Raw genomic sequence first — 24,506 nt, 5'->3', positions numbered from 1 at the left:
TCCAGGAATAACAAATTTTAAAAAGAAAAAGGGTGTTTGGCTTTTGCGAGGGTTCAATCCGAATCAATCATAATATTGTATTGCAGAATTTTCTTGCGTAGGGTGTTGCGGTTAATGCCAAGAATACAAGCGGTTTTGGATTGATTGCCGCAAGATTTAGTCAGCACATATTCAATTAGGGGTTTTTCGACCTGTTGAATCACCATTTCATGCAGGTTGCACGCTTGTTCTTCTTCAAGAGTGTTGAAGTAGTGATCCAATGTTTGGACTAGGTGTTCACTTATTGAGGTAGTGGGTGTATTCAAATTCATGAAGTTACATTGTCTTTAGTTACAGTCGTCAGGTTTCAAAAAATTGTTGGAGCCATAGGGTTTGTTCATCGGCGCTTTGCAAGCTATTGAACCGACGACGTAGTGTGTCGCCCTGTTCGATATGTTGGGCATACCAGCCAATATGTTTGCGCGCAATCCGTAGGCCTTGAAGTTCACCATAGAGTTGGTACAGACCGTCTAGGTGCGTGCGGATGACTTGGTAGCGTTGACTTGCGTCGGGCGGGCTCACAGCTTGTTTATTCGACAAGTAAGCCTCAATCTGTTTGAAAATCCAGGGATTTCCCAGCGCGCCTCGACCAATCATTATGCCATCGGCAAGCGTGTATTCTAATACAAATTGCGCCTGTTCGACATCACAAATATCACCATTGGCGATTATGGGTAGTGATACCGCCTGTTTTACGCGCTTTATACTGTCGTATTCGGCTTGACCTAAAAACTTGTCGGCGCGGGTTCGACCATGAATTGTGATGGCCGCTAGACCTTGCTGTTCGGCGAGTTGCGCAATTTGCACCGCATTGCGATTTAGTGGGTCCGTGCCAGTACGAATTTTGACTGTAACCGGAACATCGACGGCCTCGGTGACGGCTTTAAAAATTTGTTCAACACGTTCGGGATATCCCAATAGGGCTGAACCAGCGGCAATATTGCAGACTTTTTTGGCTGGGCATCCCAAGTTTAAATCAATGATTTGCGCCCCTTGTTCGACTTGTAGACGGGCGGCTTGGGCAAGTTCTTGCGGGTCTATCCCGAGTAATTGTACCGAACGAGGTTCGGGATCTTCTAGGTTGGCAAAGCGTGTGCTGGATTTTTTTGAGTCCCATAAATGGGTTTGTGCGCTTAACATTTCACCCACGGCATACCCCGCACCGTTTTGATAGCAAAGGCGACGAAACACTGAGTCGGTAATGCCAGCCATGGGAGCCAGAACTAAGTTGTTGGGGAGGGGGTAAGGTCCAATTTGCAATGACATTTAGAGCACCAGGCCTGGTTATGAAGCGAGTATTTTAGGCTTTTTGACCAGCGAGTAAAGCCCATTCATCTTGTGTATGACGAGTATTTAATTCAAATCCGAATTCACGGTAATGGGCGACTAATTCGTCAGCTTGGTTGGCTAATAAACCCGACAGAACAAGTTGGCCGCCGGATTTTACTAAGCGATCAAACTCTGGGGCAAGCTGTTTTAAAGGCCCAGCTAAGATGTTGGCTAATAAACAATCGGCGGGTTCGGCTTGAAAGTCTTTAACCAGCGCAAAGTCAATATTGACTTGATTGCGCTGTGCATTATTTTGACTAGCCAAAATAGCTTGCGGGTCAATATCGGTGCCTTTAACTTCCGCCGCACCAAGTTTGGCGGCGGCAATCGCTAAAATGCCTGATCCACAGCCATAATCAATTACCTGATGATTAAGTGGTGGGTTTTTATCCAACCAGCGTAAACACATGGCGGTGGTTGGGTGTGTACCCGTACCAAACGCCATACCTGGATCAAGTAGTAGGTTAACGGCACTCGGAACGGGCGCGTCTAGCCAGCTCGGCACAATCCACAGATTGTCGCCAAATTGCATAGGTTGAAATTGATCCATCCATTCACGAACCCAGTCTTTGTCTTCGATCTGTTCAATGCGATAGGCGCTCGTGGCGATTTGGGGCATCACTTGGGTGAGTGCGAGTAATAGGGCGGCGGTGTCGAGTTCCGCATCAAATAATCCCATGACACGTGTTTGATCCCAGATAGGCGTGGTGCCAATCTCAGGTTCGAAAATTTCTTGTTCGCCGGTTTCGGCGAAGGTGACCGAGACCGCACCGATGTCCATAAGGGCATCTGAAAGCGGTTCGGCTAATGCTTCTTCAACAATGGTGTTGATTTGTATCCATGCCATCGAACTGGACACTAAATTAAGTGTTCTAAACGATGTTCAAGATAGTGAATGTTGCGACCACCTTCTCGGAAACCTTGGTCGCTCATAATCTCTTTTTGTAGCTCAATATTGGTGTCAATACCTCGAATCGCCAGTTCAGTAAGAGCCGTATGCATACGCTCAATCGCAATATCACGATCAGAGCCGTAACAAATCACCTTGCCGATCATCGAATCGTAATGCGAAGGAACGGTATATTCTGTGTAGATATGTGTATCTATTCGAACACCTGGACCACCCGGTAAATGGAGTCGCGTGATTTTACCCGGAGAAGGCATAAAGTTCTTCGATGGGTTTTCGGCATTAATACGACACTCGATTGCATGCCCCGTGATTTTTACGTCGGACTGTTTAATCGACAAAGGACGTCCCATTGCAATTTCAATCTGAGCTTTCACTAGGTCGATGCCCGTTACTTGTTCGGTGACCGGATGCTCAACCTGAAGACGGGTGTTCATTTCAATAAAGTAAAACTCACCGTTTTCATATAAGAATTCAAATGTGCCCGCACCACGATAGTTAATATCGATACAGGCTTTGGCACAAATTGCGCCTATGCGATCACGCTGTTCTTGAGTCACGCCTGGAGCCGGGGCTTCTTCCACCACTTTTTGATGACGACGCTGCATTGAGCAGTCTCGTTCGCCAAGGTGAATCGCGTTGCCTTGACCATCGGCTAATACCTGGATTTCAATATGGCGTGGGTTTTCAAGAAACTTTTCCATGTAAACTTCAGGGTTACCAAACGCCGCACCGGCTTCTTGTTTGGTCAGTTGGATTGATTTAAGCAGGCTGCCTTCGGTGTGAACCACTCGCATGCCACGTCCACCGCCGCCGCCAGAGGCTTTGATGATAACTGGATAACCAATTTTTTTGGCCATCTTTATATTTTCTTCGCCGTTATCTCCTAATGGGCCACCCGAACCTGGAACGGTCGGCACGCCGGCCGCCATCATGGCACGAATGGCTTGTACCTTATCGCCCATCATGCGAATAGTATCGCCTTTTGGACCAACAAAAATAAAACCGCTTTCTTCAACACGGTCGGCGAAATCAGCATTTTCAGACAAAAAGCCATAACCCGGGTGAATCGCTTCGGAGTCGGTGACTTCGGCGGCCGAAATGATCGCCGGAATATTTAGATAACTCAGGTTAGATGGCGCTGGGCCAATACAAACCGTTTCATCCGCCATTAATACGTGCTTAAGATTCGTATCTGCCGTTGAGTGGACGGCAACGGTTTTAATCCCGAGTTGTTTACAAGCACGTAACACGCGCAAGGCAATCTCGCCGCGGTTCGCAATTAACAATTTTTCCATGAAACGCTCCGCAGATTATTCGATGATGAACAGGGTTTGGCCAAACTCAACTGGATCGCCGTTCTGAACCAGGATTTGCTTGATGGTGCCAGAAACTTCCGCTTCGATTGGATTCATGATTTTCATGGCTTCGATAATGCAAAGTGTGTCGCCCACATTGACTTTTTGGCCTACTTTTACAAAGTCTGCAGCGTCAGGAGAAGGGGCGGCATAAAAGGTGCCGACCATTGGTGAGGTGATTTTTTGCCCCGTTTCTGGAGCGGGAGCAGTTTCTGGAGCGGCGGCAGGAGCAGACGGAGCAGACGCTTGCATAGGTTGCTGCATTTGATGCTGCTGCATCGGTGCCGACTGCATAATAATCGGTTCTTTATTGCGGCTGATACGAACCGTGTGTTCGCCTTCTTTGATTTCGATTTCAGCAATGTTTGATTCTTCAACAATTTCGATCAGCTTGCGAATAGAACGAATATCCATGTGAGTATCCTTTGTTTTCTTTAGTTAAATTATTCGAGGTGTTTAATCGCGGCTTCCAACGCAAACCGGTAACCATCCGATCCAAGACCGGCAATCACGCCAACCGCAAGATCAGAAAAATAAGAGTGTTGACGGAAGTCTTCGCGTTTGTGTACGTTAGATAAATGTATTTCAATAAATGGTAGGCTCACGGCCGCGAGCGCATCCCGAATCGCTACGCTGGTATGGGTGAAAGCGGCCGGATTAATAATGATGAATTCGGTACCGTCGTCCATAGCTTGATGGATGCGTTCGATAATTTCGTGTTCCGCGTTTGATTGAAAGTGCCATAAACGCACAGCAAAGTCGTCGGCTATGGTTTCAAGTTCTTCAATAATGTCGGTGAGGGTTTGACGACCGTAAATAAGCGGTTCGCGGCGTCCCAGCATATTTAGATTGGGGCCGTTTATCACCAAAATGCTTGACATAACAGACGTTACCTGTGAGTGGAGTGGTTTAAATAGTGCAATTATACTGGAAAAAAAAGCATAAAACTATGTGTGTCAAAAATAAACGAGCTATTTTTGTTTTGAAATGCGCTAAAAGGCGTTGAACTGAATGGAAAGTGAATAAAACTTAAGAAAATGGATAGAACCACCAGGCCTGGTGGTTCTGTTTGGTCTAAAAGTTCGACTTATTTATTTTAAAGCCGATTCAATAGTGTTGGTAAACTTCTCGGCATTTTGGAAGCCGACGACACGTTGGCCGCGCTGTTCATTGCCATTGGCATCATAAAACAGAATCGCGGGTGGCCCAACAATGCCTAGTTCTTTCATTAAAGCTTTATGATCGTCGTTGTTGGCGGTCACATCCGCTTTTAGCAAAGTCACACCTTGCAGTGCGGCTTGTACCTTGGGATCGCTAAAGGTAAAGCGTTCCATTTCGATACAGCTCACACACCAGTCGGCATAGAAGTCGAGCATTACAGGCTGTCCTTGAACAAGGCGAGCTTGTAGCTCTTCTAGATTGTTGATTTTCTCAAAGCTGAGTTTGTCTTCAGCTTGCGCGGCCGATCCGCTGCCGCCTTGGAAAACTTTAAGCGGTTGCAGAAGGTCACGCGAGCCACCTGAAACGCCGATAATTAATACGATACCGTATACCAGCATACCAAGTCCCATAGCCTTCCAAAGTTTATGCCAGCTGGATTTGTCGCCAACCGGTTCGAGCGCGCCCATATAAATCGCTGAAGCAATTAATAATGCCGCCCAAGCTATTAGGCTTAACCAGCCCGGCATAATACGATCGGCCAACCATAAGGCAACCGCTAGTAGTAGGACACCAAATACCGCTTTTACAGTATTCATCCAAGCGCCCGCTCGTGGTAGTAGTTTACCTGCAGAGGTGCCTAACAATAGGAGCGGGACACCCATACCGATACTCATTGCAAATAAGGCTAAACCGCCTAATAGGGCATCGCCAGTTTGGCCGATGTAGATTAACGCACCGGCTAAAGGTGGGGCGACACATGGACCTACAATTAAGGCTGACAAGAAGCCCATAATGGCTACGCCGGTTAATGAACCACCTTGCTGTTGGTTCGAGATGTTGGTGATTTTACTTTGTAAGCCGCTTGGTAGTTGCAGTTCATAAAAGCCAAACATGGATAAGGCTAACAAGACAAAGACCACGGCAAAACTTCCCAGAATCCAAGGGTTTTGGAAGGCCGCTTGCAGGTTCGCACCAAAGATACCAGCGAGTACGCCTGCAATGGTATAAGCCACCGCCATCGCTAATACGAATACCAGTGACATAATAAAGGCGCGTTTGGTCGAGAGTTCTTTACCGCCTTGGCCTACGATAATGCTCGATAAAATCGGAATCATCGGGAACACGCAAGGCGTGAAAGACAATAATAAACCGAATACAAAGAAAGTTAGAACCACTACCCAAAGATTGGCGTTCATTAAAGTGTCGGTAATACGATCCGATTCCGACATGTCGGCACGATCCACACTGCTAGTAGAAGCGGCCGCGTTTGCAACGCCAAAGCTATCCGCGTCAATTTGCACCGTTTTGGTTTGCGGTGGATAACACACACCCGCATCCGCGCAACCCTGGTATTCAAATTCAACGGTTACGTTACCTTTGATGTCATAAAGTGGCAAACTAGCTTCAGCTTGACCGTAATAGACTTCCACTTGGCCAAAAATTGGGTCGTCTTTCATTTTGCCGCTTGGAGTTTGCAACTCACCTAAACGCGCTTCGCCATCCACAATACGCGCTTTGATTTTGTCGCGGTACAGATAGTAAGCTTCTGCGATACGAATGTCGGCAATGATTTGACCTTCGCCATTCGGTTCGGCTTGAAACTTAAAGGCGTCATCAACATCCAGCAAATCACCAGACTGATCCGAACCGGAAGCGAGTAACTTGTTAAGTTCAGCTAAAGAGTTGACCGAGCTCAGATCGGATTGTGAACCGGAAGCTTGAGCCGGTAATTCAACCGATACTTTTTTGGTTTGAGGCGGGTAGCAGACACCATATTCTTCCGAGCAGCCCTGGTATTTAACGGTCAGCTGTGCGCTTGAAGTTTGCGCTTGATAGGGCACGCGAATACTGAAATCTTTTTTATAAACGTCTACTTCACCAAATAATGGGTCGTTTTTGCGAACAGGGGTTGGAAATTGAGGTTTAGATAATTGAATATCAGACGATTCAACGCTGATGCGTTCCTGATACAAATAATAACCCTTGGCTATCTTCCAGCCGACCGTTAATTCGGCATCGGAAGCTTTAATGGTTTGCAATTGAAAGGCTTGATCGGCTTCAAGCAGATCGTCTTCGTTCGCAAAACTCTGACTTGAAATCGCCAATAAACCAGCGACAAGCCAGGTTTGAATAAGTAAACGCCATGTTTGTTTCATAATAATTTCCAATCGTATTGAATCACAAACCCACTAAAGGGGCGGTCAAAGAAGGCTAAACAAGGAGCCTTAATATCTTAGTACCAATTTGGTTGCTAATTCTAGCAGACTCCATTATAGACAGGGGTAAGCTTTTAAAGTGTGGAGGGTTTGTGCAAAACCCAAACAAGATAATTAGACGGTAAATATTCGAGTTCCTCTTGAAAAACGAAGCCGATGATGTCATAAAAACAGTTCATTTATGGTTAGAGCGGAAATTATGTTTAAAGTATTTTTTATTGTTTTTATTGTCGTGCCCTTGTTGGAGCTGTATGTATTAATCGAAGTGGGCTCAGAAATTGGCGCCTTGCCGACAATTTTATTGACGATTCTCACCGCCTTGATAGGTGGCTTGTTAATGAAATATCAAGGTCTGCAAGTGGTGCAACAAGCTCAAATAGCCGTGGCGAAGGGCGAAGCGCCAGAGCAACAAGTGATTGAAGGCATGATGATCTTCATTGGTGGTGCAATGTTATTACTACCAGGCCTAGTGACGGATTTCTTAGGTTTTATGTTTCTGCTACCCCCTGTTAGAGTCGCGCTGGCCAAACGTTGGCTGGCCAAACGCGCCCGTGACCCGCAAGGTTTTAGTTATGTACAAACCGAATGGACAGTAAAAGACGTTGAGCCGACACGCGTGCGTCACTACCAATCAACACGTGATGCCGATGTAATTGAAGGTGAAGTAGTGGATTCAGACGATAAAAAAACCGATCAAGACGACCGTTCGGCGCGCTAGGTCAAATTAAGTTCAGTTTTAGAAAAGAGGGCGGGATATGAAGCGATTAGGAATTTTGGTATTAATGCTGAGTTTGGGTTGGGTCAATGTTTATGCATCTGAACCTAAAGAGATTGAGGTCGGTTCTGTCGTAATGGGCACTGACGGTCAAATGCGAGTAAGCATAAACGGTCAGTTTTTAACCCGCCAAAGTGAGAAAGATGGCGTCAAAGTGTTGGATATGGATTATCGCCAGGTCAAGCTTGAGTTTGAAGGACGTGAGCTTATATTAAGCCCCGGTCAAAACTGGAAAAGCCAGCAAGATTAGTTCACTAAGTGTTTTTTAGGCATCCGACGGCTAATTTCTGCAGTATTTGTATGGGATCTTCTTTATACTATTTATTGAAATAGTTTTTTTTTTGAGCTTATTCTGCTTGGAATACTGCAGCAGTTGTTATTGCTTAAAATGCAATGAGTGAGGGTGCCTATGAAATCGTTTTTTATGCTAGTGCTATTAGGCGTGTTAATTCTAGCTGGCTGTGAACAATCTAATACGCCCGATATCAAACTTCCCTACAGCCAAACCCCTCCATCAAATTCTGTTAGCGTCTACCGCTTTGCGGTTCACCCTTTGCATAACCCTCAAAAACTTATGGAAGCCTATCAGCCTTTGATTAATCATATTAATCAGGATCTAGACGGTGTTCGCATTGAACTGGAAGCGTCGCGAGACTATCAAGTCTATGAAGCTAAGATTGAACAGCGTGAACCGGCGTTTATATTACCCAATCCATGGCAAACTTTGGTGGCCATGCAAAAAGGTTATAACGTGATAGCGATGGCCGGAAATGCGGATGATTTTAAGGGCATTTTTATCGTGCGCAAAGACGCTAATATTCTAGCTCCAAAAGATTTAATTGGTAAAACCGTTGCTTACCCATCCCCGACTGCGTTAGCGGCGGCTATTATGCCGCAATACTTTTTATACCAAGCGGGCTTGAATATAAATAACGATGTTCAGAATAGTTATGTTGGCTCACAAGAGTCTTCCATTATGAATGTTTATCTTGGTTCGGCAGCCGCAGGTGCCACCTGGCCACCGCCCTGGCGGGCATTTGTAAAAGATCATCCACAAGAGGCCGCCCAGCTTAAAGTCATTTGGCAAACTGAACCTTTATTAAACAATTCGGTGATGGTGAGAGAGGATGTGCCTCTTGATTTGGCCAAACAGGTAACAAAACATTTATTAAACCTGCATAAGAGTGATCAAGGTCAGCGTGTTTTGGGGCTCATGGAAACCGAGCAGTTTTATGCCGCTGATAACGCTCGTTATGATTTGGTGCGAGACTATATTCAACGTTTTGAACAGAATGTTCGACTTGTGAGGCAGCCGTGAAACAGACTTTTTTAAAACTAAAGTATTGGCTGCTTGGCAGTGTTCGTCGTCAACTTGTGGTTGGGATGGTTCTGGTGGTAACGGCATTGCTCGCATTATTTATTTGGGAGGTCACGCGTGAACATCGAAGCTTGATGCAGGAACTTAAAACCGAACACGCCATGGGTTTGGCGCAAAATGTGGCGAGTTCGACTGCCGTTTGGGTTGCCTCGCGTGATTTTTCTGGACTGCAAAATATTATTGATGGGGTCGATAAATATCCAGATTTAACCCATGCCATCATACTAGATATTAACAGTCAGATTTTGGCACACAACGATGTCTCTTATCGTGGCCAATACTTATTAGACATGCCTAGTCAGCCAGTCTTGACAGTGATCCAGAAGAATCAAGACTTCATTGATCTAGCCAATCCCATTATGTTAGCTGGTCAGCATATTGGGTGGGTGCGAATTGGTTTAACCCAAGCAGCAGAACTTAAACGGTTTGAGAAAATTAAATATTCGGCTACGGTGTTTTTGTTAATGGCTGTCGTTTTGTCGGCTTTGTTAGCCACTATGGCCGCGCGTTATTTAACGCGTCGGCTGTATGCGATTCGAACGGTGGCGGATCAGGTTAAGTTGGGCAAGCGGTCATTAAGGGTCAAGCTTGATGGGATTGACGAAGCCGCACAATTAGCCAAACGTTTTAATATGATGCTCGACACCTTGGTAAATCGTGAAAATGAAATTATTGAATCTCATCAAGCCTTAGAAGAGAGTGAAAGCCGTTTAAACCAAATTATGGCTGTTAACCATGAAGGTATTTGGGATTGGGATATTAAAGCGGGCAAGGTTATTCATAATCAAAGTTGGGCCGATTTGATCGGACTTACAGATGGTTTGTTGGAGCACCCGGCTAGTGTTTTTTTTGATGCCGTACATCCTGAGGATCGTGAAAAAGTCAATTTTGCGGTAGGCGAGTGTTTTAAACTCCAAGGCTACTACAGACTAGAGTACCGGTTTATACAAATGACCACAGGTAAAGAAGTTTGGGTGCAGGATCGAGGAGACGTGGTTGAGCGCGACTCAGATGGCAATCCTTTGCGAATGGTGGGCGGATTTTATGAGGTGACTGAACGTAAGCAGGCTGAAGAGGCGATTGAAAACCTGGCGTTTTATGATCCACTGACCCAACTACCAAACCGGCGCTTATTACAAGATCGCTTACAACAAGAAATGGCCGTTACCGAACGTAGCAAGCGCGTGTGTGCGTTAATGTTTATTGACTTGGACGACTTTAAAACCTTAAACGATACGTTGGGACACGACACGGGTGATGAACTGCTACGCCAAGTATCCGTTAGGTTAAGAGAGTGCGTAAGAGATTGCGACACGGTGGCACGACTTGGGGGGGATGAATTTGTCTTAATGTTGCCAGATATGGATAGTGACTGGAATGATGCCGCGACTCATGCCGAACAGGTCGCTCAAAAAGTGTTACGTGTTTTAAATCAGCCTTATCAGTTAAGTTCAACCACTTATCACATCACTCCCAGCATTGGGGTTAAATTGTTTTCCGGTCATCGTGAAACTCTGGAAGAGCTGCTTAAACATGCTGATCTAGCGATGTATCAAGCCAAAGCCAAAGGCCGTAATACGGTTCGTTTTTATGATAAAACCATGCAAGAAGTAGTACACGCTAAAGCACTGATGGAAACGAATATGCGCCAAGCCATTCAGAAAAACCACTTTGTGTTGTTCTACCAGCCTCAAATCAATAGCGATGGTCAGATTATTGGCGCAGAAGCTTTGCTACGCTGGCTTGACCCAGAGCATGGTTTAATTGCGCCGAATGTGTTTATTCCATTGGCTGAAGAAAATGGGTTGATTTTGCCGATAGGACGCTGGGTTTTACAGGCCGCTTGTGAGCAGTTAGTGGCTTGGTCAAGCCAACCATCTACCGAGAAGCTAGTGATTGCGGTTAACGTGAGTGCGCGTCAGTTCCATCAAAGCGATTTGGTTGAACAGGTAGAAACGATTTGCCGTCAGACCGGTGCGAACCCACGGCGCCTAAAGTTAGAATTAACCGAAAGCTTGTTGGTTAAAGACATGGAAGATGTGATTGATAAAATGCAAGCGCTTAAAAAACTCGGGGTTAGTTTTTCACTGGATGATTTTGGCACCGGTTATTCGTCCTTGTCTTATCTAAAACGTCTGCCGATAGATCAGCTCAAAATTGATCAAGCGTTTGTGCGCGATATTATTGGCGATAGTAACGATGCGGCGATAGCGCGAGCCGTCATTGCATTAGCCGGTAGTATGGAGTTTAATGTCATCGCGGAAGGCGTCGAAACGACAGAGCAACATCAAATGTTAAGCCGTATGGGTTGTCGAATGTTTCAAGGTTATTTGTTTGGTCGGCCGGTGCCAATTGAAGATTTTTTTAATCAAAACGCAAAATCTTAAATACCACCAGGCCTGGTGGGTGCAGCTCAAAACGTACTTTTTCGCTGATGCGGCCTTCGTCGAGTTGATCGGCGCAAGCGTTGTTGATTTGCCAGCCAAAACTGTAATGCATTAAATAGCGTTGTTCAGCTAGATGTTCAATCGCATCAATTTGCATGTCGCCCGTGTAATTGGCGAAGTGGCTAATATGTGACAAATCGGTAATCAGTTCAGCTTCCAACTCATTTAAGCGGGCGCGTAAAGCCTCAGCAAGTTGCTGGTTTAAGCTTACGCTGTCTGCTGTTTTGGTATTTAAATCCAGTTCAATCTTCATATAAAAATCAGTTTAATAAGCTTTCTAAACGTTCCCAGTCGGCAAATGCCTGCTCCAGTTCCGCTTCTTTTTTATTGAGTTCGGCCAACACGGCTTGTACTTTGGCGTCATCTTGCTGATAAAAATCGGCATCGGCCATCTGCTCGCCTAAAGCTTCCAACTCGGATTCAAGCGTTTCAATTTTAGCCGGCAGGGCATCGTATTCGCGCTGGTCTTTATAGCTGAGTTTTTTGGGCGGTTTGCTGGTTTCGGCCGATGGCTGAGATGGTTTGGTTTCGGCTGGAGTCTGGGCTTTGCCGCCTGACTTGGATTTAGACTGATCTAGGTTCGGGCGCTGGCGAATCCAATCATCGTAGCCACCCACGTATTCGTTCACCAGGCCTGGTGCATCAAATACAATTGAGCTGGTGACCACGTTATTTAAAAAGGCACGGTCATGGCTCACAATTAATACCGTGCCAGCGTAGTTCATTAATAAGTCTTCCAACAACTCGAGCGTTTCGACATCCAAATCATTGGTGGGCTCATCCAAAATTAATAGATTGGATGGTTTGGCAAATACCTGAGCCAATAACAAACGATTACGTTCGCCACCAGATAAGGACTTAACCGGCTGACGTGCACGATCCGGCGCAAACAAGAAGTCGCTTAAGTAACCAATAATGTGTTTGCGCACACCGTTGATTTCAACATGATCGCTCGAATCCATCACGTTTTCTGCGACGGAAAGGTTTTCATCCAGTTTGGCGCGATGCTGGTCAAAGTAGGCAATCTGTAAATTGGTGCCCAGTTCCACGGACCCTTGATTAGGTTGTTGTTTACCCAGTAAAAGTTTTAATAAGGTGGATTTACCACAGCCGTTCGGGCCGATTAAGCCAACTTTGTCGCCGCGCATAATCACACAAGAGAAGTCTTTGACAATGGTTTTATCTGGCCAAGCGAAGCTTAGGTCTTTAATCTCGATGACTTTCTTGCCCGAGTTTTCGCCCAGATTGACTTGTAGGTTAGCCGTGCCTTGCTGGCTACGACGTGCCTGGTGTTCTAAACGCAGTTTTTCTAATGCGCGTACACGGCCTTCGTTGCGGGTACGGCGCGCTTTGATGCCTTGGCGAATCCAAACCTCTTCTTGCGCGAGTTTTTTATCAAACTCGGCATTGGCTTTGGCTTCGGCTTCCAGATGCGCTTGTTTGCGTTCTAAAAATGTGGCGTAATCGCACTCCCAACTGGATAAATGACCGCGATCCACTTCAACAATACGCGTGGCTAATGCCTGCAAAAAGGCACGGTCATGCGTAATAAAAATCAGCGCACAACGCAGGTTTTTCAAAAAGCCTTCCAACCATTGAATCGACGGAATATCCAAATGGTTGGTGGGTTCGTCAAGCAATAACACATCGGGTTCTTGCACCAAAGCCTGGGCTAATAACACGCGTCTTTTCATGCCACCGGAAAGGGATGAAAATTCATCATCGGTCGGCAAACCCAGTTTGGATAAAATCGTATCCACGCGTTGATTCATTTCCCAACCATTTTGCGATTCGATGGTTTGCTGCAGTTTTTGTAAACGATCCATCGCTTCGTCCGTAAATTCTTGACCGAGCGCTTGCGCGGCGTGGTGATACGCTTTTAATACTTCGCCAATATCACCTAAGCCTTGCGCGACTACATCAAATACTGTGCCTTGCACATCGTGCGGCACTTCCTGCTGCAGTTTTGCAATATGCACGCCATCTTGCACGATGCGCGTGCCTTCATCCATCGGCTGAATGCCTTCGATAATTTTGAGCAGGGTCGATTTACCCTCACCGTTACGCCCGACAATACAAACGCGCTCGTTTGGCTCGACTTGGAAATGAATTTTGCTGAGCAAGGGCGCGGCGCCAAAGCTTAAAGAGATGTCGCGTAAGAATAATAAAGCCATGATAACGAAAGGGTCTCGAATAAAAATGTGGAACTATTTTAGCAGGGTTTGCACCAGGCCTGGTGGTTAGCTTGTTTGATATTGTAGGATCAAGTTTTTGCTTGAGTTGATTGGAAACAGTTCGATCGGGCCGAGCGATTCAAAAAACTGAATGACTTTTAAGGTGGGTTCGGGCGTGCTTTGCCACAGGTTGAAAAGCACCAGGCCTGGTGCTTTCACTTGTTCGACGAGCTGGTTTAAAAACGCCGGTTGGCAAAATTCGTTTGGCATGCCATCTTCATTAAAAACATCCACTACGATGACATCGAAGGTTTGGCGGTTGTGTTGCATAAACACGGCCGCATCTTGCGCTTGGGTTTTAATGTTGGTGTGAAACGGCAGGTGAAAAAAATCGTGTGCAATGTCAATAACACTTCGGCGTAAATCCACCAGTGTCATCTGTAGCTTGGGTTCGGAGATAAATAATTTACTCGCCAGTGAGCCGCCGCCGACGCCTAGCATTAATAAGCTGTTGAGTGGTTTTTTATAGGAGAACTCAGCGATTTTTTGTTCGAGCACCTGTTGGTATTCAAACGCTAAATTTAACGGCGCTTGAAAAAAGTAACGGCTTTGTTTAACGGGCGAGTCGAAATGCAAACTGCGACAAATTTTAGTGTCGATTACTTGAATCAAGCCGTATTCATCACGTTCGGCATGAATAATTTCGCCGCCGTAACGCTGTTTTGGTGACGGGGTTTGGCGGTTTGAGCGTTTAAGGCGGAACGGATTGACCAATCTAAAACGCTCCCTGACGGTTCGCCCACCACAATCGGGCGCGCAAGCCCCAGCTCGAACTCAGGCCAACTTCAATAAACGCAATGTGGCCTTGCGCATCAATAATAAAGTCGGCGGGCACCGCGCGTGCGCCGTATTGTTTAAACAGTGAGCCGTCGGCGTCGTTAATAATTAAACGTGGGTCCATATTATGTTGCTCGGCATAATCCAGTAAAGCCTGGTCATTGCCGGATTGGGTGGCGATGCTGAGTACGCGGTAGTCTTTTGCCAAGTCCTCAATACCATCGCGCGAAAACTCACAAATCGGACACCAGGTCGCCCAAAAGTGCACCAACACGGCTTCGCCTTCAAAATCCGCCAGGCTGAGGTTTTCGCCCATTAAGTTGGCGGTTTGAAAATCGGGGGCCACGTCACGCACCACATCGCCTTGCATAAAAGGGCGAATCATCAAATAAATGATAAAAAAGCCAACTAGCCAAACAGCGTTATTAATCCACTTATTTTGCCAAGCCTGTTTAAGACGATCACGCAGGTTACTCATGTAAAGCACCTTGGCGTAAAGGCAGGATTTCGCCGAAAAACTCAAAGTAGTTAAAACCTTGCGGATCGATCCGATCCATTTGCGGACTGACATGGACCGCCGCTAATAAATGTGCAATGCCATATTGCTCAGCGGTTTGCAAAGCGTGAATGTTGTCATCAATTAATAAAGTACGCGCTGGATCATAAGGACTCACCGATTGAATGTGGTTCCAAATCGCGATGTCTTCTTTAGGGGTGCCAAAATCATGTGCGGAAATTAAATGGTCAAAGTAGGGGGCGATTTGAGTCATCTCTAACTTGAGTGCCAAACTATCGCGATGCGCATTCGTCACCATCACGACTTTTTTATCCAGTTGGCGTAACTGGCCTAAAAATGTCATCACATCCGGGTGGGCCCGAATCAGATGTTTAATTTCGCGCTTTAAATCTGCAATCGATAGTTCAAAACGTTCGCTCCAATAATCTAGACAATACCAATTAAGTGTTCCAGTTTGCTCTTGAATTGCCGTTCTAACCTGTTTTTTGGCTTCATCAAACCCTAGGTTATGGTGTAAGGCATAGGCTTCGGGCAAATAATCCATCCAAAAGGACCAATCAAAATGCAAGTCGAGCAAGGTGCCGTCCATGTCTAATAATACTGTGTCGATTTCATCCCATGCTAGGTCTGACATAATCGCTCCTTATAGTCTCTGATTTGCCGCTGTTTATATGAACGCGCTTTAAGCGGCTTATAAAGGTTTTGTTGGGCGGTTTATAAGTTGAAGCCATCGCGGCCATGACGTATGATTCGTTCATGAAACTGAAAAAACGACCCTCCATTTTAGCTGAAAATATCGTGATGCAGTCACGAATCTTTACCGTGCAAGCTCAACATCTTGAGTTTTCAAATGGGGTGCAAGTGCATTATGAGCGTTTGATGGGACATCAAGATGGTGCGGTATTAATTGTGCCGATGCTGAATGACGAAACCTTATTATTGATTCGCGAGTATAGCGCGGGGGTCGGCCGCTACGAGCTGGGTTTTCCCAAAGGCAAGATTGATCCAGGTGAAACCTGGCTTGAGGCCGGCACGCGCGAATGTGTTGAAGAAATTGGATTTCGGCCTTTGCAACTTGATTATTTGGATCAAGTGACTTTAGCCGCCGGTTATATGGATCACCATACGCATTTGGTATTGGCGCGTGGACTAGTAGAAGACTCAGCCGAAGGCGATGAGCCGGAACCGCTTGAAGTGGTGACTTGGCCATTGGATGATTGGCAAAAACTTCTAATTCACCCCGATTTTAGTGAAGGTCGCGCTTACGCGGCGTTATTTTTAGTGCTACAAAAACTCGGACGCCTAGCATGACTTCATCGGGCATTACACCCAGTACAGACGACTACCAGGCCTGGTTGCCTAAGGTGTGCGACGCCGCGCACAAAGCCGGGGAACAGATTTTAGAAATATACCGTTGTCCAGAATGCGAAATCGAAAAAAAGGCCGATGGCTCACCGGTGACCATAGCGGATAAAACAGCCGACGAGTCGATTCGTTTAGCTTTGGCGAAACTGACGCCACATATTCCGGTGGTGAGCGAAGAAAATGTCGAGTCCACACCTTTTTCAGAGCGCCAGAACTGGGCGGTCTATTGGCTAGTCGATCCACTGGATGGAACCAAAGAGTTTATTGAGCGCACCGATGAGTTTTGTGTCAACATTGCGCTGATTGTAAATCAACAGCCGGTGCTGGGTGTGGTTTACGGCCCAGTGTTGAACGTGACCTATTGCGCGATAGCGGGGCAGCCAGCCACTAAAACGGATCAAAATAAAACTCGCACCATTCAGGTTCGCAAGCCGATACAACAACCGATTAAAGTTGCGGTCAGTCGTCGTCATGGCACCAAAGTCAAAGCCTTTCAAGCCGCCTTGCCAGATTGCCAAACCGTGCATATGGGGTCGGCCTTAAAGTCTTGCTTAGTCGCCGAAGGCGTGGCGGATGTTTATCCACGCTTTGGCCCAACTTCGCACTGGGATACCGCCGCCTCACAAGTGATTGTCGAGTCCGCCGGTGGCCGTATTATTGATGCGCAAGGTCACGACTTGCGTTATCAACCCAGTGCATCCTTATTGAATCCTTATTTTATGGTCATCGGTGATGCTCAATTCGCTTGGCCTGCCTTTCCTTTGCCGCCTAAAAAAACTAAAAGTTAGTTCGCTTAATTGAACCGCTCAATTTTTTGTTATTTTCATTTAGCTTTTATTTATTCAAGTCACCTTCCTGTAAATTCCAATTAATATCATGTGGTTATAAGATTTTTCTTGATGCCCGTATAGTTTTTTCTTATAGCTTTGAGAACGGCTATAAGTTGAATAAATACCGGTATAAGTCATTAAAAATGCAATAAAACCAATCGCTTATATGTTAAAAGATAATTTTATTACCATATTATTAAATCCTAATTACATGACTTAATAAGGTTATAAAAATGTTCTTATATAAAATGCGCACTTTTTTATTGTGACCCAGCTTTCTCTCGTGTATAATTGCGTGAACATTTTTTTCACAAAGTGGTTTTTTTGTCTTCTTAGCACTTTGATGGAAAATGTGTAAATCATAAAAAGAATACGAAGATAACTTAAGGAGTGTCCACATGAAGATGTCAAAACTAGAACAAATCCACGCCCAAATGATGGCTCGTAAATTAGAAAAGCAAAAAGGCGCCACTTTGATTGAGTACGCCCTCGTAGCCGCTGGTGTAGCAGGTTTGGTAGCTATTTTCTTTACTGGCGATACTACCTCTGGGCTAGGCAAGATAGTTAATGATTTGTTAACAGATGTTTCAACGGCTATCGGTGGCGCTTAACTTAACCATGAAGCAAGACCCGCAACGCGGCGCGATTATGATCGAGGCGGCTTATGTGTTGCCCTTTATGTTTCTCGCGATTTTATTGCAAATCGAAGCCGTCAATTACGCCAGCGATCGTTTGTATGCCAATAACATCATGACCGACATGAACCAGTTGGTAATGTCGCATGCGAATCAAACCTCGACATCCGGTGAAGATGTCGGGTTTACCATTTGCAATGCCGATGGGCGGGTCGAGGTTCTTGATACACAAGCGGAAGCCGCGTTGCGTTCTAATTTTGAAACCGCGATTGGGGTCGATCCCGATGCGATGGAAATCGTGTATAAACCCTCGGTTACCAACGGCGTCACCAGTTTTGTGGTGGAGGTGTCTGTGCCATCTAGCACAATTGTGTTGCCCGAAGCCTTTGCTACGTCGTTTCCTATCAAAACCAATATGCTGTTAAGCATTGATCTAAGCTGTTAATCCATTCAGGAGTTGTCATGAAAGCTAAAAAAAGTGATTTAGTGCTGTATGGCGTTGCCTTTATTTCCGCCATGCTCGCGATATTGCTTGTGTACGGCTATGTGCAAAGCCGAGTGGACCAGGCCAGCCAACAAGTGGCTGTTAAAACCGTCACGGTGGTCGAAAAGCCAGAATTACGTAGTGTGGTGGTGGCGAGTCGAGATCTGTATCGCGGCGAACGCATTGAGGTAGAGGACATTACGGTATTAAACGTGCCGACCGAAGGCGTGGTATTAAAAGGCGTTATCGTCGATCCCCAAGCGGTAGTCGGGCATGTATTAAACCAAACCGTATATGCCGGTGAATGGATTATTGATCGCAAAATTGGCTCAGACGAAAGCCAGTCGAACACTGGAATGGGAAGTTTATTAGACGAAGGACGTCGCGCTGTGCGAATTCCGGTGAGTCCTGAAAGTGGCTTAATCGGTTTGTTACGCCCCAGCGATCATGTGGACGTCATCGGTGTGTTTGAAAGCGCGGATGGCAGTCGCATGATTAGCCGAACTGTTTTGGAAAACATAGAAGTTCTGATGGTGGGAGACCAGGCCAATTATTCCCGCTCTGAGAACAAAAAATCGGATGAAAAGTCGGCGTCATCGCAAGGACGTTCGATGGTGACTTTGAATGTGGATACCAATCAAGCCGAACAGTTGGCGTTAGCCGTGAATGTGGGCACGGTGCATTTGGCTTTACGTAATGCCACCGATGTCGCCCTGGTTAACTCAAATGGTGTCAATGTCAAAGTGATGGAGTCATCACCGCAGCATCGACCTGTTTATACCCCAAAACCCAAACGTGAAGTTATTGAAATTATGCAGGGCGGACAAGTGCAAGAGGTAATCAGAAAGTGAACAAACTAACCTACTCAAATTTAAGCTTTGCTCAACTCACATTAATTGCGCTTCTGTTTGGCTTACCTTTTTCTGTCCAATCTGCGGTGCAGTCGGTTTATGAAATGATGGAAACCGAAAGCAAAATAGTTAAGCTCGATTCTGACTTGCAGCGAGCCATGGTCGCTAATTCTGACTTAGCCAGTGTACAGGTGATCAATAATCGCGAATTGTTAGTGAGCGGCCAAAAAGCAGGGCGTACCGATCTCATTTTGTGGTACCGAAATAAGCCTAATCAAGATGTAAGGATTTCGTTAAAAATCACCCCAGACCAGTCACGTCACGAAGAAATTATGGACGCGTTAACCGACTTAATGCGTGATTTAGATCCGGATGGCGGCGTTACCTTTCAATTAAGAACCGCTTGGATTAACCCAGAATCTTCAGTACGCCGCGAAATTGATGAAGTGGGGAATCAGGTTGATGGTGATGGCAACGCCCGTATTTTAGGGCGTCAGGATAAAACCGTTCTACAGGATGCCGAAAACGTCGGCCAGCTTCGAGTGAAATCCTTGGCGGGCAATTACATGGTGATATTAAGCGGTGAAGTGAACAATGCCGCCAAGAAAAAACGCATTCATTCCGTCATCTCTGCGCTGGGTTTAAGCGTGGTTAATATGATCAATGTTACCGGCCCTAAACAAATTCGCTTGTCGGTGCGAGTGGCCGAAGTCACCAAAGGCAATCCATTTAGAAGTGGTTTTGCGGTGCGTGATAAACGCGATCGCTATGGCATCTTCCCACCGGGTAATTTAGGTACAACCGCCAGTTTTTTATTAAATGTTGATAGTGTGGCTTCGGGTACCCAAGCAGGTCTGTCTTTTCCGCATCAAGATGGCTTTCAACTTGGCTTTAATCCACGCGGGGGCAACTTATTTGGGGTGCTATCGATGCTCGAAGGACATAATTTAGCACGAGTATTAGCTAAGCCAGAGTTGATTGTTCAATCGGGCGAAACCGCCAGCTTTTTAGTGGGGGGCGAAGTACCGATTCCGGTGGCGCAAAACGAAGATGCGATTTCGGTCAGTTTTAAAGAATATGGTGTGCGCCTGAGTTTTAGTCCGATTGTGACGGAGCAGGGCAATATTCAAATGACGGTTGAACCTGAAATCAGCAATATAGACCAAGGCAGCGGCACTCAAGCCGGCACCATTATCGTACCGGGGTTCAAAACGCGTAAAGCCGCGACCACTATTACATTGGCTTCCGGCCAAAGTTTTGTAATTGGTGGTTTGATTCAAGACAACTTCAGTAGCAGTGTTAACAAAATACCTTTCTTAGGTGATATTCCGGTTTTGGGCGCGTTATTTCGCTCGACTAGCTATGAAAAAGATGAGTCCGAGTTGGCGATTATGGTGACCGCTAAATTTGAAGACCCGATTAATTCGGACCAAAACGTGAAATTGCCAGGTGAAGATTTGGATCGTCCAAGTGCATTGGATGGTTTTATTTTCGGCAAGGTGGCCAAGATGTTGCCGCCCGATACTAGTGCTATGCCAACAACAAGTATCAAAATTGGATTGGAGAGCCCATTATGACCTCAAAAGCGACCAACCTGGTTTTAAAATCGGCACTCTATATTGGTGAGGACGAAGACCTTAAAGAATCGGTACGCGTTGCCATCAGCAGTAAATACACGATGGAATCGCTCGCGGGCGCGCCCAAAGTTTGGCCACAAGAAGTTAACCTGGTTTTAATGGAGTTTGATGGCGAAAAGGCCGCTACTTTATCCAATATCGCGCACATTTTGACCATATCGAAAGGTGTGCCGCTTTATATTTTATTAAAGCAAAAAGATGTGGATTTTATTATCGAAGCCAGTCATTACGGGGTTCAAGGCTTTATTGAATGTCCGTATGAAGTACTTCAGATTCTATCGATTATTCACATGCAAGATCGTCGCCGCACCGGTAAAAATGGGGTGGTGTCGAGCTTTTTCAGCTTAAAAGGCGGGGTTGGTTGCACCACTTTGGCCACCAATGTAGCCTCACATATTCGCAGCATGACGGATCAACATGCGGTAATTTTAGATTTAAATGTGCCGTTGGGCGATACCGCGCTTTACTTGAATATGGAAGAACGTCAGCTTTATACCATTACCGATTTTATTCACAACATTAACCGTTTCGATGACAACTTAATCTATAAGTCACTTAGCAAGCATGAATCGGGTTTGTTTCTGTTACCTTTGCCGGTTGAAATGACCGAATTGGATAGCCTAAATGGCGAAACCATTAAAAAAATCATTGCCTCGTTACGCCGCTATTTTGATCACGTGATTATCGATTGTGCGAGTAACTTATCGGATGTTACGCTTTCTTGTTTGGATGTATCTGACAATATTATTTTGGTAGCAGAGCCTTCCTTATCATCACTGCGCTCCGTTAATAAAGTGCTTCAACTTGGTAAAAGACTAGGTTATTCCGAAGGCACGATGACTTTGTTGATGAACCGAAATCAATCAAATATTGACGAAGGTTTGCAAGAAATCATTCAAATGTTAGAAGCTGGCCAAACCACCTATGTGGATAACGATTACATGTTATTTAATGAATCGCTCAACAAAGGCGAGCTGATCAATAAATTTGCACCTAAATCTCGAGTCAACCAGCAATTAGAATGCATTGCCAAGCTTCTGCATCATGGTGCCGCCCATCATGAAATATTGCGCGACGAATCCAGCCAGAAAGCCACACGCTCTTTAATGGGCTTTGTGAAACAGAGTTTGCTGTCGCATCTTAAAAAACCAACCATCAGCAATATTAAGTTTAAGTCGAAAAAAACGGTTGCTAGCGAAGCTGAACTTAAGGTTGTCAAATCATGAACTTGCGTGATCGATTAAAACAATTCGACGAAAACAAAAAACACTATACCGCTCCGAATTCGCCGGTTGCGACTCAAAACGAAAAAGCCAAAGTTGCCTTGGCTAAGCAATCGCAAAAAGACGACTTTTTTCAAATTAAAGATCGTTGTCAGCGTAAAGCGGCCGAGGACGATGCGTTTTATCGAGCCGATAGTAAAGAAACTCGTCAAGAGTTACGCCCCAGATTAGAAGAGTTAGTGCATGAAGTCGCCAACGAAATGGGCTATCCGTTATCCGAACTCGAAGTGCGCCAGCTCAGCTATGAGTTGTTGGACGAAATTTATGGCCTCGGACCTATCGAACCCTTGATTGCTGACCCCAGCGTGTCAGATATCTTGATTAACGGTTATAACCAAATTTATGTAGAACGATTTGGCAAGTTAGAACTGACCAATATTTCATTTATTAGTGAAGATCATTTGCGCAATAAGGTAGATCGCATGCTCTATGTGACTGGCCGGCGTGTAGATGAACGCTCTCCATTGGTCGATGCGCGTTTAGCCGACGGTTCGCGTATAAACGTGATTATCCCACCGCTTTCAGTGGATGGCATCGTGGTGTCGATTCGTCGTTTTCCCGACAAGCATTTACGCCCGAAAGACCTGATTACTTTTGGTGCTTTGACCGAAGAAATGTATCAGTTTTTGGAGTATTCGGTGAAAGCCGGTTTAAACATGATTGTGTGCGGTGGAACCGGCTCAGGCAAAACCACCACATTGAATATTTTGTCTGGCTTAATTCCCGAAGACGAACGGGTGATTACGATTGAAGACAGTGCCGAATTACGCATGCAGCAAAATCATGTAGTGCGTTTAGAGTCGCGCCCGAGTAACGCTGAAGGTATTGGTGAAATTTCACAGCGCGAACTGCTAAAAAACGCACTGCGTATGCGCCCAGATCGAATCATTTTGGGTGAAGTGCGTGGTGGCGAAGTGTTGGATATGTTGCAAGCCATGAATACGGGGCACGATGGTTCATTGGCTACCTTGCACGCCAATAACCCACGCGACTGCATTTCTCGATTGGAATTGATGATTAACTTAAGCGGGGTGGATATTCCATTTACCTCGATTCGCAAACAAATTTCGAGCGCCATCGACTTAATTATCTTTGTCGAGCGTGGGCGCGATGGTAAACGTCGGATTAAATCGATTACCGAAGTAACCGGAGTTGAAGAAGACAATGTCGTATTACAGGAAATCTTCCAGTTTAAACAACAAAAAGATCCGATTAGCGGTCTGAGTAAAGGTGTGTTTAGCGCCACTGGGCTTAGACCAAGTTGCAGCAAAAAGTGTGAAGACTCCGGCATTATTCTGCCGTCCAATTTGTTTGACTTTGAAACCGAGGTCTTCTAATGGAGTTGGGCTTTGTGCTGGTGTCTTTGGCGATCATGCTACCGTTTGGCATATTGGTGGCGATTCATCAAATGAAACAAAAACGCCAAACGGCTGAACATTTACACCGGATGTTAAGCCGTATCGGCCTGGATCCAAGTCCACAAGATGGCTTGAATAAACAAAAACGTCGTTTAATTAAGTTCTTCCCAATTTATACCCTCGTGCAAAACCAGCTAAAACAAGCCGGTTTAATAGAGCGCGCCGCCATTATTAAATTAATCGTCGTGCAATCGTTACTGGTGTTTATTTCGGTTTATGTTTGGGTTACCCGTATGGGTAGTCAAGATCATCAAGCCTTGTTGATGGCGAGTTTATTACCGTTTTTGCCCGCTTTATTTGTTTGGCTTAAACAGCGTAAACGTCAGGCCAAAATAAAGTCACAGTTTCCCGAAATGCTCGATACGTTAGTGCGTGCTCTACAGTCGGGTTTTGGTATTGATGGTGCGCTTAATCTGGTCGCGAATGAGTTTCCTGATCCCTTGGGCAAAGAAATAAAAGAAGTGAATTCACAGTTGCAACTGGGCATTAGTATGCGTGATATTTTGCGTGAATTTCAGCGTCGTATCACCTTATCCGAAGCGCAATATTTTGTTGTCACCTTAATTATTCAACGTGAGACCGGCGGTCAACTGGTTGAAATTTTAAGTGATCTATCCAAAATGATGCGCCGTCGTGAACGTTTTCAAGCCAAATTAAAATCCCTAACCGCCGAATCACGCTTTACCGCTTTATTTATTGGCGGTGCGCCATTGGTTTATTTAGCTTACAAACTCCTGTTTCAGCCAGACTCAATGACCTTCTTTTTAACGGACCCCACCGGCCAAAAGTTATTTTGGGGCTCGTTATTTTTAATGTTAACCGGCACAGTGTTATTACGTGTCATGCTTAAAATAAGGTTTTAAGG

Annotated in this window: 25 protein-coding genes; 13 read left to right on the top strand and 12 right to left on the bottom strand. The window is 45.5% G+C overall.

Translation table 11 applies throughout. The annotated features are described in order from the left end of the window. Positions 1–53: 53 nt before the first annotated feature. The 7 genes from N746_RS0108260 to N746_RS0108230 all read right to left on the bottom strand — a co-directional run bounded on the left by N746_RS0108260 (position 54) and on the right by N746_RS0108230 (position 6,950). Positions 54–311, bottom strand: a complete 258-nt coding sequence (locus N746_RS0108260) for a helix-turn-helix domain-containing protein (RefSeq protein ID WP_029935677.1) — start codon at positions 309–311, stop codon at positions 54–56. Between the two features lie 28 nt (positions 312–339). Next, complete coding sequence (gene dusB / locus N746_RS0108255; RefSeq protein WP_029935674.1) at positions 340–1,305, bottom strand: tRNA dihydrouridine synthase DusB; 966 nt, start codon at positions 1,303–1,305, stop codon at positions 340–342. Between the two features lie 34 nt (positions 1,306–1,339). Continuing rightward, positions 1,340–2,215 (bottom strand): 50S ribosomal protein L11 methyltransferase, encoded by an 876-nt coding sequence (gene prmA, locus N746_RS0108250; RefSeq protein ID WP_029935672.1) that lies wholly within the window; start codon positions 2,213–2,215, stop codon positions 1,340–1,342. Positions 2,216–2,226: 11 nt separating this feature from the next. Then, positions 2,227–3,573 carry an acetyl-CoA carboxylase biotin carboxylase subunit gene (gene accC / locus N746_RS0108245; protein WP_029935670.1) on the bottom strand — a complete coding sequence of 449 codons (1,347 nt, stop codon included), beginning with the start codon at positions 3,571–3,573 and terminating at the stop codon, positions 2,227–2,229. A gap of 15 nt (positions 3,574–3,588) precedes the next feature. Further along, complete coding sequence (gene accB, locus N746_RS0108240) at positions 3,589–4,047, bottom strand: acetyl-CoA carboxylase biotin carboxyl carrier protein (protein ID WP_029935668.1); 459 nt, start codon at positions 4,045–4,047, stop codon at positions 3,589–3,591. Between the two features lie 29 nt (positions 4,048–4,076). Then, positions 4,077–4,514, bottom strand: coding sequence for a type II 3-dehydroquinate dehydratase (gene aroQ / locus N746_RS0108235; protein WP_029935666.1), 438 nt, complete (start codon positions 4,512–4,514; stop codon positions 4,077–4,079). 210 nt (positions 4,515–4,724) lie between these two features. Further along, positions 4,725–6,950 (bottom strand): protein-disulfide reductase DsbD, encoded by a 2,226-nt coding sequence (locus N746_RS0108230; RefSeq protein WP_051678591.1) that lies wholly within the window; start codon positions 6,948–6,950, stop codon positions 4,725–4,727. Positions 6,951–7,209: 259 nt separating this feature from the next. On the opposite strand from N746_RS0108230, the gene N746_RS0108225 reads away from it, so the two are divergent. The 4 genes from N746_RS0108225 (at position 7,210) to N746_RS10705 (ending at position 11,550) form a co-directional block, all read left to right on the top strand. After that, positions 7,210–7,728: an FxsA family protein gene (locus N746_RS0108225; RefSeq protein ID WP_029935663.1), complete on the top strand. Its 519-nt coding sequence runs from the start codon at positions 7,210–7,212 to the stop codon at positions 7,726–7,728. Between the two features lie 37 nt (positions 7,729–7,765). After that, entirely contained in the window at positions 7,766–8,035 is a 270-nt protein-coding gene (locus tag N746_RS0108220; RefSeq protein ID WP_051678590.1) for a hypothetical protein, read from the top strand. Positions 8,036–8,194: 159 nt separating this feature from the next. Beyond that, positions 8,195–9,103: a phosphate/phosphite/phosphonate ABC transporter substrate-binding protein gene (locus tag N746_RS0108215; RefSeq protein WP_029935659.1), complete on the top strand. Its 909-nt coding sequence runs from the start codon at positions 8,195–8,197 to the stop codon at positions 9,101–9,103. Next, complete coding sequence (locus N746_RS10705) at positions 9,100–11,550, top strand: EAL domain-containing protein (RefSeq protein WP_051678589.1); 2,451 nt, start codon at positions 9,100–9,102, stop codon at positions 11,548–11,550. The genes N746_RS0108215 and N746_RS10705 overlap by 4 nt, the downstream gene beginning before the upstream one ends. Here the strand turns inward: N746_RS10705 and N746_RS0108205 are convergent. The 5 genes from N746_RS0108205 to yrfG form a co-directional block, all read right to left on the bottom strand. Further along, a complete protein-coding gene (locus N746_RS0108205) occupies positions 11,528–11,863 on the bottom strand; it encodes a hypothetical protein (protein ID WP_029935654.1) in 336 nt (111 codons plus the stop codon). The genes N746_RS10705 and N746_RS0108205 overlap by 23 nt on opposite strands. Before the next feature lie 7 nt (positions 11,864–11,870). Then, positions 11,871–13,784 (bottom strand): ATP-binding cassette ATPase Uup, encoded by a 1,914-nt coding sequence (gene uup / locus N746_RS0108200; RefSeq protein WP_029935652.1) that lies wholly within the window; start codon positions 13,782–13,784, stop codon positions 11,871–11,873. A 66-nt stretch (positions 13,785–13,850) separates the two neighbouring features. After that, positions 13,851–14,558: a spermidine synthase gene (locus tag N746_RS0108195; protein ID WP_029935650.1), complete on the bottom strand. Its 708-nt coding sequence runs from the start codon at positions 14,556–14,558 to the stop codon at positions 13,851–13,853. A 1-nt stretch (position 14,559) separates the two neighbouring features. Then, entirely contained in the window at positions 14,560–15,099 is a 540-nt protein-coding gene (locus tag N746_RS0108190; protein WP_029935648.1) for a redoxin domain-containing protein, read from the bottom strand. Continuing rightward, a complete protein-coding gene (gene yrfG / locus N746_RS0108185; protein WP_029935646.1) occupies positions 15,092–15,772 on the bottom strand; it encodes a GMP/IMP nucleotidase in 681 nt (226 codons plus the stop codon). Before yrfG ends, N746_RS0108190 begins: the two co-directional genes overlap by 8 nt. A gap of 122 nt (positions 15,773–15,894) precedes the next feature. Here yrfG and nudE point away from each other — a divergent pair, with 122 nt between their 5' ends. The 9 genes from nudE (at position 15,895) to N746_RS0108140 (ending at position 24,504) form a co-directional block, all read left to right on the top strand. Beyond that, complete coding sequence (gene nudE / locus N746_RS0108180) at positions 15,895–16,449, top strand: ADP compounds hydrolase NudE (RefSeq protein WP_029935644.1); 555 nt, start codon at positions 15,895–15,897, stop codon at positions 16,447–16,449. Then, positions 16,446–17,291, top strand: coding sequence for a 3'(2'),5'-bisphosphate nucleotidase CysQ (cysQ, locus tag N746_RS0108175; RefSeq protein WP_051678588.1), 846 nt, complete (start codon positions 16,446–16,448; stop codon positions 17,289–17,291). Before nudE ends, cysQ begins: the two co-directional genes overlap by 4 nt. A 440-nt stretch (positions 17,292–17,731) precedes the next feature. Beyond that, a complete protein-coding gene (locus N746_RS0108170) occupies positions 17,732–17,944 on the top strand; it encodes a Flp family type IVb pilin (protein WP_029935640.1) in 213 nt (70 codons plus the stop codon). Then, positions 17,916–18,413: a hypothetical protein gene (locus tag N746_RS0108165; protein WP_029935639.1), complete on the top strand. Its 498-nt coding sequence runs from the start codon at positions 17,916–17,918 to the stop codon at positions 18,411–18,413. Before N746_RS0108170 ends, N746_RS0108165 begins: the two co-directional genes overlap by 29 nt. A 17-nt stretch (positions 18,414–18,430) precedes the next feature. Beyond that, on the top strand, positions 18,431–19,303 hold the full coding sequence (gene cpaB, locus N746_RS0108160) for a Flp pilus assembly protein CpaB (RefSeq protein ID WP_029935637.1): 873 nt from the start codon (positions 18,431–18,433) through the stop codon (positions 19,301–19,303). Further along, on the top strand, positions 19,300–20,880 hold the full coding sequence (locus N746_RS0108155; RefSeq protein WP_245603355.1) for a type II and III secretion system protein family protein: 1,581 nt from the start codon (positions 19,300–19,302) through the stop codon (positions 20,878–20,880). Before cpaB ends, N746_RS0108155 begins: the two co-directional genes overlap by 4 nt. Beyond that, positions 20,877–22,166, top strand: a complete 1,290-nt coding sequence (locus N746_RS0108150) for a CpaE/TadZ family protein (protein ID WP_029935633.1) — start codon at positions 20,877–20,879, stop codon at positions 22,164–22,166. The genes N746_RS0108155 and N746_RS0108150 overlap by 4 nt, the downstream gene beginning before the upstream one ends. Further along, positions 22,163–23,560 (top strand): TadA family conjugal transfer-associated ATPase, encoded by a 1,398-nt coding sequence (locus tag N746_RS0108145; protein ID WP_029935631.1) that lies wholly within the window; start codon positions 22,163–22,165, stop codon positions 23,558–23,560. The genes N746_RS0108150 and N746_RS0108145 overlap by 4 nt, the downstream gene beginning before the upstream one ends. Beyond that, complete coding sequence (locus N746_RS0108140) at positions 23,560–24,504, top strand: type II secretion system F family protein (protein WP_029935628.1); 945 nt, start codon at positions 23,560–23,562, stop codon at positions 24,502–24,504. Before N746_RS0108145 ends, N746_RS0108140 begins: the two co-directional genes overlap by 1 nt. The last annotated feature ends 2 nt before the right edge of the window (positions 24,505–24,506 follow it).

The sequence above is a fragment of the Thiomicrospira pelophila DSM 1534 genome (assembly GCF_000711195.1).
Classification (GTDB): Bacteria; Pseudomonadota; Gammaproteobacteria; order Thiomicrospirales; family Thiomicrospiraceae; genus Thiomicrospira; species Thiomicrospira pelophila.
Note: the sequence above shows the minus strand (reverse complement) of the source record. Positions and strands in the feature narration are given on the sequence as shown.